This window comes from Elusimicrobia bacterium HGW-Elusimicrobia-1 (assembly GCA_002841695.1).
Lineage (GTDB): Bacteria > Elusimicrobiota > Endomicrobiia > PHAN01 > PHAN01 > PHAN01.
Genome location: PHAN01000019.1, coordinates 18426 through 32458, shown reverse-complemented (window position 1 = coordinate 32458; position 14033 = coordinate 18426). Strand labels below are relative to the sequence as shown.

The window sequence follows — 14033 nt, the reverse complement described above, 5'->3', positions numbered from 1 at the left end:
CCGATGAGTCCGAACACAAGTATTTATACAAAATAATTGTTACGAAGTTGTTACGAAAAGAAAAAACGTAAATCGTGAAGGGTAAAGGGGAAGGGTTAAAGGAAAACTACTCTTCACCCTTCACGATTTACGCTTCCCGCTTCACGCTTCACGTCCTTTATCCAATAGTTTAACGCCGAGCGCTTCGGCGAGAGCGCGGGCTTTGTGAGATGTTTCGCGGTATTCGCGCAGGGGATTTGAGTCGGCGACGATGCCGGCGCCGGCGTAAAATTCGGCGAGGCGCGGGGTCTTTATTATTGTTCTTATCAATATGTTAAGTTCCATATCGCCCGTCGGAGAAAACCATCCGGCGGAGCCGCAGTACGGGCCGCGGGAGACGGGCTCGACTTCGTCGATGATTTGCATTGATCTGATTTTCGGGCAGCCGGTTATGGTGCCGCCGGGAAACATTGCGCGAAGGATATCGCGGCGCGAAATGTTTTTTTTGAGTTTTCCGCGAACATTGGAAACGATGTGGGTGACGTGGGAATACCATTCCAGCGACATTTTTTCGTCGACGCAAATCGTCGACGGCAGACAGACGCGGCCGAGGTCGTTGCGTTCAAGATCCACAAGCATTATGTGCTCGGCGCGTTCTTTGGGGCTGCCCAGCAGGGCGACGGATAGACGATGGTCAGCCGCAGGTGTGGAGCCGCGGGGCCGCGTGCCTGCGATGGGTCGGGTTTCGACGATGCGGCCGCGAACGCGGACCAAAAGTTCGGGGGAGCAGGATATTATTTCGGTCGGGCCGAACTTAAGATAGCAGGCGTAGGGCGACGGATTAATGCGCCGGAGCGTCAGGAACATCGCCCGCCCGTCGGCCGAGGGCGGCAGGGACATCCGCCAGCGGCGCGCGATGTTGGCCTGAAAGATGTCGCCGAAGGAAATGTAATTTTTAACCGCGCGCACGGCGCGCGCGAAGGATGTCGGCGTGAAATCAGGCAAAGACGTCGACGGGGCGGCCGGTGTATTAAGGAGCGTCCCGGATTTGCGGGCGGGTGGCAGATTGATTTTTGCGAGATTTTTCAGCGCGGCGGCGGGGGTGGCGCCGGCGCAAAACAGGGAAGCCCGACGGGAAAACGCGTCGAAGGCCGCGAAGGCGCGGGGGGCCATCAACGCGGCAAGGGGAGCCGAGGCCGCGGGCTTGGCGCGGAGTTTTATGTCCTCAAAAAAAACGAGGCATTCGTACGATAAATATCCGGCCATACCGCCGGAAAACGGAAACGGCGGCCCGGACGGCGGAACAATATTTTTGAGTTTGTCGAGATATTTGAAAAATAGTCCGCACGAAGAATCGGACGGGGAGGGGATTATTATTTTTTCGAGCGGTTCGCCGACGGATACGTACGAGACGGTTCCTCCGGCGGACTCGCCGGCGTTGTCGATGAAAAACGAGCAGGACGCCGCCGGCAACGCGTTGAAAAAATCGGCGGGGTCGGACCACGCGATATTCCGCGTCGCGTAAAATATTTTTTTATTTTTTATCGAATACATCCGCAGTTTCAAGGATACGCGAGGGGTAGAGCGCCTTGCCTATTTTATCGGGAGGACACGAAATATAACGAGACACGACAGGCGCCAGCCATAAAGCGGCGGCGGCAAATATCGCCGCGCCGAGCGCTCTGTTTATCAAACCTATCATAAGGGCATCGGCAATTTTTGTGACGATGGCGGCGACAAGATATATAAGAGCAAGCGAGAAAATCCACGAAGCGGCGGAAACAAATTGCGGGTTGGCGTCGAAAAAACTTATTTTTAATATAACCCAAACGCGAACCAGCGGAACAAGGGCTCCGGCGGCAAGCGGAGCGGCGGCGATGAGCGCTATTCTGATAGCTCCGAAACGCCAGCCGATGAATCCGGCCAGGGCGATAAAGGCGATAAGCGCAATGCTGTATGTTGTCATTTGTTTTTCTGAATTTTGAGGCGGCGTCATTCTGGGTCCTTCGGCGGCGTCATTCTGAGCGTAGCGAAGAATCTCATAATGCCTCAGGATAAACTCCGCGAGGAATCCCGTCTTTCGACGACAAGATAGACCCTTCACGGAGCATGCCCTGAGCCAAAGCGAGACCCTTCGTTTCACTCAGGGTGACAAAGGCGAAGGGTTCAGGGTGACATTTTGGACACTTTTTCAATTGTCTGAATTTTGAGCGAGATGTGGGCATCGACCCGATTTTTATCAAAAGGATATATTACAAGTCCCGCGTATGCCTTAGGATAGAAGTAGGTTGATTTTTGAGGCATATATGACTTATGATTCGACACATCTATAATGGATTTCATAGGCGGAGGCGGGAATATGACGGCAAGTTTATTTTCTTTGTCGGCGGCCCGGACGGCTTCGCGTTCCGAACTGGTGTATCTCATTTGGTCGGGAGCGATGCCCGCAAGCAGTGTTGTGGAGGCAACAGCCGACGCCATAAATGCCAGCGAACGCGGCGCGTCCGACTTTCCTTTTATTGCACGCGCGTTTTTCAGGGCTAAGCACATAGTGCGTCGACGGAAACGAATTTTAAGCGGCTGAGGGCGGCGGCCACAGGAGGCCAATCGCGCAAGGCGATTGAATTGTGCGGCGGAAATTAAATCAAAACTCCGGATTCTCGACATTATATCGACCGGAACCGGCGCGATTCTGTGCGTGGGCAGGACGACGACACCGCGCTCGAAGGCACCTGCGATAAATCCCAGTGTGTATCCGGCGGACGGATTGCGGCTTCGGCGGGAATGTCTGAGGGCAACGTCGTAACGGTGGTGGCCGTCGGCTATGTAGAGCCGCTTTGCGCGAAAATATTCGGCCACAAAATCCGCAGGAGGGTTGAGGATGGAGAGTTCATGCGTTACGCCGTCGAGGACGGCGCGCGAAACAAGCCGCGAACGGTTCCTGATTTTTTTCATAAATGATCCGAAATCTTCGGACGCGACAAGAAAAAAAACGGGACTGGTCGCCGCTTGCGCGGCATCAAGCAATAACTCGCGGTCGCGGATGGCCTTGGGGAGTATTTTTTCGTGAGGATAAATATCTCCGCGGCGCGGATCTTCAAGGCGCACGGCCGCCATAAGGCCGTCTCTGCGAAATTTTTTTGACCCGACGCCGAACTTCTGGGTATAAACGTAGTACGAATCGGGATCGCGGGCGAGGATATTTCCTGAGAGCATATTTTTGAAAACGCGGGCGGCCGCGATGTAAGGCGCGCGCGATGATCCGGGAAGATTTTTTATTTTTTGCGAGGGCGAAGACGGGAACGGCATTGGAAGTTCCACCGATATAAAATTATCTTTGGAATGCGCCAGGAGTTCCCTTTTGCGCGCGGCGGATACGATATCATAAGGCGGGCAGATGAGCCGCGAGAGATTGTTGGATTTGTATCTTATGCCGCAGAAAGGCGCAACTGTCGCCATATTTATCTTACCTTCCAGAGAAGTTTGTGCAGTTGGGGAATGATTCCCGCGCGGCGAACGCCCAGAATACTTTCGGCGGAGCGGACAAACCGGAATAAATTCGCGGGCGCGACCGTGCCGGCATTGCGCGAAGGCGTGGCGGGTTGAAGTGTAAGGCCGGCCGCAGGCGCGAATTTTTTAATCAGGCGGGCGGTCGTCAGAACTTCGGAAAGGCGGGTTTTATCGTCGAGAACCAACTTAACCGAAAGTTTGCCGGCGGCCGCCGGAAACGCTTTCGCGTAAACGGCAAACAGGTCTTTACCCGCGGCCGAAGGCGGTTTGACATCGGCGGAAATATAGTCGGCAAGACGGACGAGTTTTTCAAACGCTCCGGGCAGAGAGGCGTTCGTTTCAAGAGAAACTCTAAACTTGCGCTTCCTGAGTTCGCCGATGAGCGCGGCGACGAAATCCGGATACAGCAGCGGCTCTCCTCCCGTCAGAGAAATTGTGCGGGGACGGGGACGCGCGGAGCTCGCGATTTTCGCTATTTTGCGGACAAGCGCCGCGACGGCGGTTTTTTTTCCGGCGGAAAGATGTCGGGCCGACGGCGTATCGCAGTACCGGCATCGGAGATTGCATCCGGCGAAGCGAACGAATATCTGCGGCTCGCCGGCGCGAAGGCCTTCGCCCTGAAAAGAAAAGAACACTTCGTTGACGGGGGCCGTGATGTCGGGATTTTTCGAGCGCGGCGAAACAGCCGTCGCGCCGGACGGTTTATTTTTTTGCATTTTTCTTAGATTGCCTCTCACGAGATCCGACAGCGGGGTCTTTGAAACCCGCCTCGGCAAAACCGCGGGAGCGGATCGCGCAGGAATCACATTTGCCGCAAGGCCTCGACAGTCCGCGATAACACGACCAAGTTAACTCGTATGGAACGCCCATCCGAACGCCCATTTTTATGATCCCTGATTTTTTCAGTCGCAGAAGCGGAGTTTCGATTTTTATTTTTGTGCCAAGAGAAGCCAGAAGTCGGTTCCACGCCGCGTAATAAGCGGGCCGACAATCGGGGTATCCCGAAAAATCCACGGCATTGGCTCCGATGAAAATACGCTCCGCGCCGGTTGACTCGGCGAAAGAAAGCGCAGCCGCAAGAAAAACCGTGTTGCGCCCGGGAACGTATGTGGACGGTATCCTCGAAATCCCGCCAACGGCGTCGGCTACAGCCGGGCCGCCCGACACAAGGGAACTGCGATTCCACGGAAAAGCCGTTTTGACGACCGACAACTTCAGCCCGTTGAGGCGTGCAATCCGACGGGAACACGATATTTCGCGGCGGTGCCGCTGTCCGTAATCAAACGCGAGACAGGCGACGTCATATCCCCGTCGAAGCGCGTGATAAAGACAAGTGGCCGAGTCGAGCCCCCCCGACAGAAGCACAATGGCTTTTCTTTTTTTCAAAGTTTGCCCGCTTTCAATATTTTTGCCCTGATTATCCGGCGCTGTAATCCGCGCGGCTTTTATCGGATTCCCATACGGACACCGTCTCGATACGCAGCCCCGGATATTTTTTTGACGGGAGAGCCGAAGCGGCTCTGTCAAAAATATGGCGGGCTATGTTTTCCGCGGATGGATTTATTTTGTTAAACGGCGGAACGCGGGACAGGTCTTCGTGGTCGAGTGCCGCGAGAATATTTCCGAGCATCTTTTTGAGTCCGGAAAAATCGAGCAGCAGACCTTTGGAATCAAGTTCTGTCCCTGACACACTCAGACGGACGCGCCAGTTGTGCCCGTGCATTTTTTCGCATTTTCCCTTGTAGCCGCGCAGACGGTGAGCGGCGGAAAACGAGTCCTCGACGGATATTTTATACACTGTCCGCCTCCTTAAGATTCACTTTTGTCACCGAAGCGTTGAAACGCGCGCGGAGAAACCTTTTTCCCATTTTCGCAAAACGGTCGGGAGAATCGCTGACGTAAAAACGGTGCGGCGGATGTTTTCCTGCGGGCGAGGCGGCGAGTCCGCCGGAAGACAGAATTTTCCCGAGTTCCGAAACCACGGCTCGGGCCGAATCGACAACTTTAATATTTTTTCCCGCGACTTTTTTAATCGCGGGGGCCAAAAGCGGATAGTGGGTGCACCCCAGTATCAGAGTGTCGAGTCGTCCGCCCGTCATTCCCTTGAGATAATCTTTAAGAATTGCTTCCGTAATGCTTCCGCTCAAACGTCCCTCTTCGGCCAGCGGAACAAGAAGCGGGCAAGCCATGGCCGTCACCGCGGCGCGAGAGGAAATCTTTTTTATGGCCGACGGATATGCCCCGCTTCGCACGGTGGCCTCCGTGCCTATAACGCCTATCCTTCCACGACGAGAGCCGGACACGGCCAGACGGCAGGCGGGTTCTATGACGCCGATTATCGGGAGCTTGTACTTTAACCGCAGCGCTCGAAGAGCCAGCGCGGAGGCGGTGTTGCAGGCGACGACTATGGCCTTGACTTTTTTTGACAACAGAAAATCGGCTATCTGCGCGGAGTAACGCCTTATGGTCTCGGCCGATTTTGTTCCGTAGGGAACCCGCGCGGTGTCGCCGAAATAAACTATGCTTTCGCGCGGAAAGCGTCGCATTATTTCTCTTGCTACCGTCAATCCGCCGACTCCCGAATCAAAAACTCCCAAAGGTCTTGAATCCATATAAAAATCCTCGTCGCAGGGCGCGGTTTCGTTTACTCGGCTCCGCCCTTGCGTTTAAGATATTGTTTCACCGACACGTAAAGTCCGTCGGCGATGCGCTTTTGGTATGCTGGATTGCGAAGCTTTGTCTCTTCGACAGGGTTCGATAAAAAAGCGCACTCAACCAGTATAGCCGGCATCTGCGCTCCGCGCAAAACGTAAAAACCGGCCTGTTTGACGCCCCTGTTTTCGACTTTGATTCTTCTGGGTATTTCTATGGTTGTCAGATAGCAGAGTTCGGACGACTCGTTGATAAATTCGTTGACTATCATAGACCACAGGAGTTCTTGAATCTTGGTTCGTTTCCTGTCTTTCTTTTTTTCGAGTTCGACGACGGAGTTTTCCAAAATCTGCGTGGCCATCGCCTCCATATCGGAGGCCGTTTCCGAGAGAAAATAAACCTCGTAGCCGCCGCCGCTGCGCTTCATCGAGGCGTTACAATGCACCGATATGAAAAGGTCGGCGGTTTTTTCGTTGGCCAGAGTGGTTCTGTCGACCAGAGGAATAAATGTGTCGTCGAAGCGGGTCAGTATTATTTCGATATTTTCGTCGTCGGCAAAAAGCCGCTGAAGTTCCAGCACTATGGCCAGATTGACGTCTTTCTCAAGTGTGCCGTTGGATCCTACGGCGCCCGGGTCTTCTCCGCCGTGTCCGGCATCGAGCACAATTCTGGTTTTGGGCTTCCCTATGGTGGGCGTAGCCGGTCTTAATGAGACGGTCGGACGGGCTTTGACCGCAACCGGAGCGGACGCGGCGGCGGTGACGGCGGTCGATACCAAAAAAGCGGTTAGTTCGGGCGAAGGCGAGACGGCGGGGTCGGTAGACGATGATGTCTCTTCCGCAAGGGCGCTCATCACCGCCGCAGCGGGAGCCATCATCGAGCGGGGAACGAAAACTACGGTCGTGCCGTCGTCGGAAACTGTCACCGCGGGAGCCGAGGCATTTTCACTCAAAAATATCTCCACGAACGCCGTGCGCCCCTTATTGGAATGGCGGATCTCTCTGACCATTCCGTCATCCACGGACACGGACTCTTCTATAACTCTTCCCCTGGAATATTCAAGAGTAAGGCGGCCGGCGGAGAGTTTATTGGCCGAAAGCGCCGCGCCGTCTTTTGTGCCTATTAATATTTTGGTGCCGTCGGACCGCGAGTGAAATCTGGCCGGCAGCACATTGTGCCTTACGGACACCACATAGGTGCCCGTATCCGGATAACTGAGAGTTTCCGTCTCCGTAAAATCGGCAAAGGCATCGGACGAAAGAAAATCGACGCTGATGTACGCCATGCCGCGCGAAAGCCGCACGGGAAGACGCATCCGTTTGGACACACCGGATAAGCTGTAGCGGTCGGAATTTATTATAAAATCCGCGCGCCGGTTGTACGCGCTTAAACTCACTTTACCCGAGACGGGCCGGAAAGAAAGCGACAGATGATATATTCGGGCAAGGTCGTTGAATGAAATATATTTCTGGCGGGAAAATTCGAGCAGAGCAGCGTCGTGAGAGGCACCGCCTTCGTAGATAAATAACGCGCGATTTTTAGAAAAAAGCGGACGGGGGGACAAGAGCAGCAGTACAAGCGCCGCAGGAACAATGACGGCAAGAGAGAAGTTTACGCGTTTCCACACTTATTCGGGGGATTTACACGACAGACGGATTTTTCCCGGGCCGCCGCCGTTTCTTTGAAATAAAAAAATGGAGCAGAGGGGATTTGAACCCCTGACCTCCCGCACGCCAAGCGGACGCTCTACCAATTGAGCTACTGCCCCGTAAAACACAGAATTAAGAATTAAGTCGCCCACTTCGTCGGTAGCGATGGGATTGCCATCCCACAAATTCGGCGAATAGCAATTCGCCCGCTACATACTTACCACTTAATCCTTATTTTTATATCGGCGATTTTATATTCTTTTTAATTTTTTTCTCTGCGCCGTAATATTTTCTGGATATTTCTTCGAGCTTGCCGTAGTGTTCGCAAAGTTTCTTGAGACCCTCGTCCTTAATCTCGCCCCTGAGATACTGCTTGTAAATTATTTTCCCTATGGCATAGAGAACTCTGGCCTTGGCGCGATTTAAGGACTGCTCCTTGAGTTTAAGACTGCCCAGCCGCGCGCCATAAATAATATCCCCTTTAAGAACGTCGACCGCGCGGAAAAACTTTTTAGAAAGAGCGCCGAGGATCTGCTCGCCGCTGGACAACGCCTCTTTAAATTCTTTTTCCAATGATTCCATCTGCATATTCTTTCAACCTCCGGATTCTTTAGCCGATTATACAAAAAACCGACGGTAACGGCAAAACGGGGCGAACAATCAAACCCGGCATACGGCCCAATCAGAACTTGACTCCCATACCTGCGCGGTATCCTACGGACGACTCTTCGGCCAGGTAATACGAACCGCCTATATTGATATACGTAAACGGTATCAGTCCGAAATTGATGCCGGCGTCCAAACGAGTAAGAGAAGCGCTCCCTTTGTACGATGTTATGGCGGCATCGGGCGTAAGAGTGACCGAATCCATACTGACGGCCACATAGGGCGACACTACCGGCAATTTGAAATTCACACCGAGCGAACCGGTAAGCACAGTGGCCGAAAATTCGTTGCCGGACGCGGTAACATTCAAAGTATTATAGAGTCCGAGGATGGTGACATCGGCCGGGATCGTCTTAAAAACCGAATAACGCAGGCCGCCACCGGTCAAAGACGAGTTGTCTATGGCGGCATATCGCGCCAATACGTCGAGATTGATAACCGGAATGCCTATCTCGACCTGCAAAACCGGAAGCGTCAGCGCGCTGACTTTCGCCTCACTGAGTATTACATTTTTTGACGATACCCCCTTATAGCCGACGTGCACACCAACATCCAAACCCGGCAGGGTGCCGCCGATTGTAGAGGCCTGATGAAAGTTTGTCTGCGCTATCGCCCCGCCGAGGTCGGCGGCCAGAGCGTTCAGGCGCGTCTCGATTACGGCTGCCGCTTTTCCTTGAATCTGCGAGGCGAACTCGTCGAAAGCAGCCGCGCGGGTATTAACCGCCGCAAAAACGATGAAAGCCAAAAACATCATAAATCTCTTCATTGTTCCTCCTGTATTCAGGATTAAGGATTAAGCAAAAAAATACAAAACTTAATCCTTAATCCTGTCTTTAATCCTGTTTTGAAGTTTTATTCCAAAGCAACCTTACACCTTCCAGAGTAAGTTCGGGAACGAACGAACCGAGCGCCTTAATGTCTTCTCTGAACAATACCGCCAATCCCCCTGTTACCGCGACCTTGGCATTTCTTCCTATTTCCGCGCGAATGTCCTTGATAAACTTTTTTATCATCGCCGAATAACCGCGGTGTATTCCGGACTGTATGCATTCGATCGTATTTTTTCCTATAACATTCGATGGCCGACGAAGCTCGACTTTGGGCAATTTTGCCGTCGACGCCGCCAGCAAGTCGGCGGCGGCGGAGGGTCCGGGCAGTATCACTCCGCCCACGTAATCGCCCTTGCGTCCGACGCAATCGAAAGTTACGGCCGTACCGAAATCCACCGCTATGGAAGGCGCGCCGAAAAATTCCCTGACGGCCAAAGCGTTCATAAGCCGGTCTACTCCGACTTCCTCGGGATTATCCACGCTGACGCCGAGTTTGGCGGCGGCAAAATGCCGCACGCCGAAAACGACCGGTTTTTTCCCGAGGTAATCCGAGCAAGCGGAAACTATCACGGAATTAAGCGCGGGAACTACGCTTGAAACCGCAACCGACGTCACGTCCTCTTTATTCAGCAATGCGTAATGAAAAAAATCCAGCATCTGTGTTCCATACTCGTCGGAGGTGCGACGCGCGTCGGTTGACATACGCCACATATGCAGCGGACCCTTTTGCGCCCGCCCTTCGTCAAGGGCGAAAAGCCCGAAAGTTATATTGGTGTTTCCTATATCTATGGCCGTAAGCATTTATTTTTTTGAAAATCCTTTATCCTCGGAAACCGACGGAGAAACCGCAAGAGGCATTTCGCCGACAACGAGCTTAAGCACGGCTTCGGCGCCCAATTCCGGAAACGCCGCGACGGAGAGCTTCTTTACGAAACGCGAATAATACGCCCCGCATCCGCCGACGGCGGTAAGATATACCCCGCCGGAGCGCGCAATTACGCGCAAGATCGCGGACGGAAGCGGTCCTTTTCCTATGAAAATTTTTACGCCGCGTCCGACGAGAAAAGGTATTCCGGCCGCCATACGCGCGGAAGTCGTGGGCCCGCAGGAGACAGGACTGCGCCGGGACCCGCCTCCGCGGGTAGGCGCGCAAAAATAAACGGCGGCGCCCGACAACGGCACTACCGACGATCGTTTCCGGAGTTTTGCAAGAGACATATCGCGAAGCGTAAAAACTTCGCCGGACAGAAGGACGCGCGCGGCGGGACGAAGGCCGCGGGGAACGCTTGATACGGATACCGGAGCGGAAATGCGGAAAATCATTTGACGAGAAAAACTATGCTGACGACGGTTCCCTTGCCTTTGACGCTTTCAAGGGCGAGAGTCGCGCCATGGAGGTCGACTATTCGTTTGGCCGACGTTAATCCCAGGCCTTTGCGGTTTTTCTTGGTGGTGAAATACGGCTGGAATATTTTCTTTAAGTGGGCTTCGGAAACGCCCGCGCCGGTGTCTGCGATTTTTAACGTTATGAGCGATTTGGCGTTCTCGTAACTTAATGAAACCGTAAGATTGCCGCCGCCGGACATCGCTTCCGCGGCATTTGAAAAAAGATGCCCCAACGCTTCCGACATCAGTTTTTCGTCGATATCTATTTCCGGCACATCGGCAAAGTTTTTTTCCACGGAAATGCCGACGGCTTTGAATTTATCCGCCGCGACGGACAACGCTTTATCTGCGACGGAAGCGATGGACATTTTAACGAACGACATCTGCGGTATCCGCGCCAGAGCGAGAAATTCTTCTATGGATTTGAGCATATCGGCCACGTTCTGGTCGACTATGACAAGCTGACCTTTCAATTCCTCGTCCATCTTATAATTGGCCACGCAAAGCTGTATGGTGCCCGAAATTATGCCCAGATAATTGCGCACCCTGTGAGCGAAACCCCGGGCGAGGTCTTCAAGCACCGTAAAGTGATCCTGCTCTCTTTCCCTTAAAAGTTTCAGACGGTCTATCATCTGACGGTTCAACTGGGAGACCTCTTTTTCGAGGGTTTCCCACGCCGCCTTTTCCTGACGGAATGTGTCTTCCTTGCCGTCAAGCTGACGTTTTACCGTCTCTTTTTCTTCATCGAGTTTTTTTAACGATTTGCGGTATTCTTCCTCGGCCTGACGCAATCTCTCTTCGAGTTCCCTGACTTTGGCCTCGGCTACGCCGGAACCCGCGGAAGACGGGTAAAACGAGCCGACCGTCGAGCCGGCGTCGGACGGTTGCATCGGCGCCCCCGATGCGGCCGACATATTGGATTTAAGATGTTTGTTTTCTTCTTCGAGAGCGGCAAGCCGCATTTCCCACTGTAATTTTATTTTTTGGAGCTCGGCTTCCGTTTCTTTCGATTTGAGGCGGTCCTCAAGTACGATTTTTTCCTGCTGCCACCGTCTGTCGAGTTCCTTTAATTTCCATTCAAGTTCTTTGAGGGCGATTCCGTGCGACTGCGTCTTTTCTTTGAGGTTGGATTTTTCCTCTTCTTTAATCTGAAGCTTCCGTTCCCAAAGCGTGCTTTCTTCGTCGTAACGACGCTTCCAGAAATCGGCCACGGATATGGCATCGACCACTTCAAGCATTTCGGAATCCGGCGAGAGTTCGTCTTCCAGTTTTCTGAGTTCGGCAGAAACCCAGTCCCATGAATCCGAAACCGCTTTGTCTTCGAGTCCCGTGTTATCCGGCTTATCTTCGTATTCGTTCATATTTGTTTACGGTATGGAAAGTTCCACGCCGGGCCGAACCTGACCGCGGATTATTTTGTCTTTATTGGCGTCCAGAATCACGCGCCATTTTTCGGGGTCATTATAGTATTTTGCGGCGATACTGCGCAAGTTTTCGCCCTGGCCGACGACATGCGTTCGCGCGGCGGATTTTACGGGCGACGGGCGCTCTTTTGCGACGGGAACAGCGGATTTGGGCGCGGGCGACGGTTTTGAAACCGACGGATCGACAGGCGCGGCGACATCGACGAAAGGCGCGGGCGCGGAATCCGCGGACGGCGAAATAACTTTTACCTCCGGCGCGGCCGATTGCGTCGTTTCCGCCGGACGAACAGCGGAGGGAACGGCCTGCTGAGTCGACCGCTCCGACGGGTTCGGGGGTATTACCAAAACTTGATCGGGCCTCAGAGTTCCCCCGCGCCCGATATCGGCGCGGTTTGCGTTATAAATCTCTATCCAGAGTTTGGAATCCTTGTAGTATTTTTCTGCCAGCGATTGCAGCGTATCTCCCCTGCGGACTACGTGAGTGCGCGACGCCATAACTCCGGTAACGCCGGCGATGCGGGCAGGGTCGGTTTCACGTCTGGCGGGGGAATCCGTCTTTGAAGATTCCTTGGCCTGCCGTATCCTCTCCCTGATGCGCGAACTTGCCTCTTCTATCAGAACTTCTTCAAGATGCCTTTTCTCCGATTCGGTGCGGGCAAGGCGCGTTTCTAAACTGTATTTCTCCTCAGTGAGTTCCTGATAGGCGCGTTCCAAACTTCCGGGCTCCATTTCTTCGGAAAGCACTTTCCCGAACCTGTAAACGAAACTCATCCAGTGAGAGCCGTAAGTGTTTTTAAGAACCGTAAGCGGATAAACAAAGGCGTAATCCAGCACGATGGAATTGGATATTTCAAAACCCATACCGGCGGTAATTCGCCACGAATCGTATTGTTCGCGCCGCCCGTAAACCAGCCCGCCGCGCAACGCAATGAGCGCGCTCAGATTTTTTTCAAATCCGGTCGCCGCTTCCGTATTTTTAGTGCGGGGCGCATAACTGCAATCACAGCCAAAACGGGCGTCCGCCCTTCTCATCCCTACACCCACTCTGTAAGTCGCCGGCAACGGATCGTGTTCAATGTACCCTATGTCCGGTTCAGTAAAATCAAGCGCGGATATACCGATGAAAAATCCGGGGCCGGGATTCCATATCAGCCCTAAGTCGCCGGTATAAGATGTTTTGGAGAGAGTTTCGCCATAACCAAAAACCGCGGAGCGCTCCAGATATTTATCCGTGATAAAAGCGTCCGTCAATGATTTTACGGCCAGACCGAACGAAATCCTTTTGCCCAAAAATCCGGCGTACCCGAGAGTAAGGACACTTTCGGAATAATACTCTGATAGTCCCATAGAGCGATAACTCACCATCAGCGCGCGCGAAAGCGTTCTTCTTATGTCGGTTTTTATATCGACGGATGCCGGACTCGGCGCGGCATTCGTGGAGACGTCGGGCGATGCGGAAACGCCCGATGACACGGATACGAGGGCAACGGTCGACGCCTCGACTCGAGTTTCGACTATCTCGGATTTTATGAAAGGATATCCCGCCGCAAAGAAACCGTTGAACAAATTGGAGCCGTCGGAAAGGTTAAGATGCAGACGACCGTATTCAAAAGCCGCTTGACCCCTTTTAAGATATGCCAGGCACGCCGGATTCAGCGCAGAAGAGTAAATATTGTCGCCGACGGCGGTAACGGCTCCGCCGACGGCCAGAACGCTCGCGCCCGCGCCGAAATCATCATAGGCCCCGTAAAGGCAGGGGACAGAAGATAGGGTATAGGGTCTAGGGGCTAGGGTATAGAAAAAAACGAAAATAAATAAAACAAAAAAACTATACCCCAAACCCTGAATCCTAAACACTGTCTTTTCCACTCTCCGTTTTTTAATCATTTCACTAAACCCTAACCCCTAGACCCTAAGCCCTAAGCCCTAAACCCTAC

At 53.3% G+C, this 14033-nt stretch carries 14 protein-coding genes and 1 tRNA gene; all 15 read right to left on the bottom strand.

Annotation, left to right across the window (positions count from 1 at the left end):
• Window positions 1-141: 141 nt before the first annotated feature.
• Window positions 142-1533 (bottom strand): hypothetical protein, encoded by a 1392-nt coding sequence (locus CVU77_08345; protein ID PKN00839.1) that lies wholly within the window; start codon window positions 1531-1533, stop codon window positions 142-144.
• Window positions 1514-1975, bottom strand: a complete 462-nt coding sequence (locus CVU77_08340; protein ID PKN00838.1) for a hypothetical protein — start codon at window positions 1973-1975, stop codon at window positions 1514-1516. Before CVU77_08340 ends, CVU77_08345 begins: the two co-directional genes overlap by 20 nt.
• 170 nt (window positions 1976-2145) lie before the next feature.
• Window positions 2146-3438 carry a hypothetical protein gene (locus tag CVU77_08335; protein PKN00837.1) on the bottom strand — a complete coding sequence of 431 codons (1293 nt, stop codon included), beginning with the start codon at window positions 3436-3438 and terminating at the stop codon, window positions 2146-2148.
• A 2-nt stretch (window positions 3439-3440) separates the two neighbouring features.
• Window positions 3441-4205 (bottom strand): hypothetical protein, encoded by a 765-nt coding sequence (locus CVU77_08330; GenBank protein ID PKN00836.1) that lies wholly within the window; start codon window positions 4203-4205, stop codon window positions 3441-3443.
• Window positions 4192-4875 carry a 7-cyano-7-deazaguanine synthase QueC gene (gene queC / locus CVU77_08325; GenBank protein PKN00835.1) on the bottom strand — a complete coding sequence of 228 codons (684 nt, stop codon included), beginning with the start codon at window positions 4873-4875 and terminating at the stop codon, window positions 4192-4194. The genes CVU77_08330 and queC overlap by 14 nt, the downstream gene beginning before the upstream one ends.
• 31 nt (window positions 4876-4906) lie before the next feature.
• Window positions 4907-5287 carry a 6-carboxytetrahydropterin synthase QueD gene (gene queD, locus CVU77_08320; GenBank protein ID PKN00834.1) on the bottom strand — a complete coding sequence of 127 codons (381 nt, stop codon included), beginning with the start codon at window positions 5285-5287 and terminating at the stop codon, window positions 4907-4909.
• A complete protein-coding gene (locus tag CVU77_08315; protein ID PKN00833.1) occupies window positions 5280-6101 on the bottom strand; it encodes a glutamate racemase in 822 nt (273 codons plus the stop codon). The genes queD and CVU77_08315 overlap by 8 nt, the downstream gene beginning before the upstream one ends.
• A gap of 32 nt (window positions 6102-6133) precedes the next feature.
• On the bottom strand, window positions 6134-7768 hold the full coding sequence (locus tag CVU77_08310; GenBank protein ID PKN00832.1) for a hypothetical protein: 1635 nt from the start codon (window positions 7766-7768) through the stop codon (window positions 6134-6136).
• A gap of 68 nt (window positions 7769-7836) precedes the next feature.
• Window positions 7837-7909, bottom strand: a tRNA-Ala gene (locus CVU77_08305).
• Between the two features lie 118 nt (window positions 7910-8027).
• Entirely contained in the window at window positions 8028-8378 is a 351-nt protein-coding gene (locus CVU77_08300; protein PKN00831.1) for a hypothetical protein, read from the bottom strand.
• Window positions 8379-8472: 94 nt separating this feature from the next.
• On the bottom strand, window positions 8473-9222 hold the full coding sequence (locus CVU77_08295) for a hypothetical protein (protein PKN00830.1): 750 nt from the start codon (window positions 9220-9222) through the stop codon (window positions 8473-8475).
• Between the two features lie 67 nt (window positions 9223-9289).
• Window positions 9290-10087 carry a pantothenate kinase gene (locus tag CVU77_08290; protein PKN00829.1) on the bottom strand — a complete coding sequence of 266 codons (798 nt, stop codon included), beginning with the start codon at window positions 10085-10087 and terminating at the stop codon, window positions 9290-9292.
• The gene (locus CVU77_08285; protein PKN00828.1) at window positions 10088-10609 is read right to left on the bottom strand and encodes a fumarate hydratase; all 522 of its coding nucleotides are present in this window, start codon (window positions 10607-10609) and stop codon (window positions 10088-10090) included.
• Window positions 10606-12033, bottom strand: a complete 1428-nt coding sequence (locus tag CVU77_08280; GenBank protein ID PKN00827.1) for a hypothetical protein — start codon at window positions 12031-12033, stop codon at window positions 10606-10608. The genes CVU77_08285 and CVU77_08280 overlap by 4 nt, the downstream gene beginning before the upstream one ends.
• A 6-nt stretch (window positions 12034-12039) precedes the next feature.
• On the bottom strand, window positions 12040-13983 hold the full coding sequence (locus tag CVU77_08275; GenBank protein PKN00826.1) for a hypothetical protein: 1944 nt from the start codon (window positions 13981-13983) through the stop codon (window positions 12040-12042).
• Between the last annotated feature and the right edge of the window lie 50 nt (window positions 13984-14033).

Coding starts and splice junctions, on each gene's coding strand:
- CVU77_08345 (PKN00839.1), bottom strand. CDS start 1,533: ATGTATTCGATAAAAAATAAAAAAATATTTTACGCGACGCGGAATATC.
- CVU77_08300 (PKN00831.1), bottom strand. CDS start 8,378: ATGCAGATGGAATCATTGGAAAAAGAATTTAAAGAGGCGTTGTCCAGC.
- CVU77_08315 (PKN00833.1), bottom strand. CDS start 6,101: ATGGATTCAAGACCTTTGGGAGTTTTTGATTCGGGAGTCGGCGGATTG.
- CVU77_08295 (PKN00830.1), bottom strand. CDS start 9,222: ATGAAGAGATTTATGATGTTTTTGGCTTTCATCGTTTTTGCGGCGGTT.
- CVU77_08340 (PKN00838.1), bottom strand. CDS start 1,975: ATGACGCCGCCTCAAAATTCAGAAAAACAAATGACAACATACAGCATT.
- CVU77_08275 (PKN00826.1), bottom strand. CDS start 13,983: ATGATTAAAAAACGGAGAGTGGAAAAGACAGTGTTTAGGATTCAGGGT.
- CVU77_08335 (PKN00837.1), bottom strand. CDS start 3,438: ATGGCGACAGTTGCGCCTTTCTGCGGCATAAGATACAAATCCAACAAT.
- CVU77_08330 (PKN00836.1), bottom strand. CDS start 4,205: ATGCAAAAAAATAAACCGTCCGGCGCGACGGCTGTTTCGCCGCGCTCG.
- CVU77_08290 (PKN00829.1), bottom strand. CDS start 10,087: ATGCTTACGGCCATAGATATAGGAAACACCAATATAACTTTCGGGCTT.
- CVU77_08285 (PKN00828.1), bottom strand. CDS start 10,609: ATGATTTTCCGCATTTCCGCTCCGGTATCCGTATCAAGCGTTCCCCGC.
- CVU77_08280 (PKN00827.1), bottom strand. CDS start 12,033: ATGAACGAATACGAAGATAAGCCGGATAACACGGGACTCGAAGACAAA.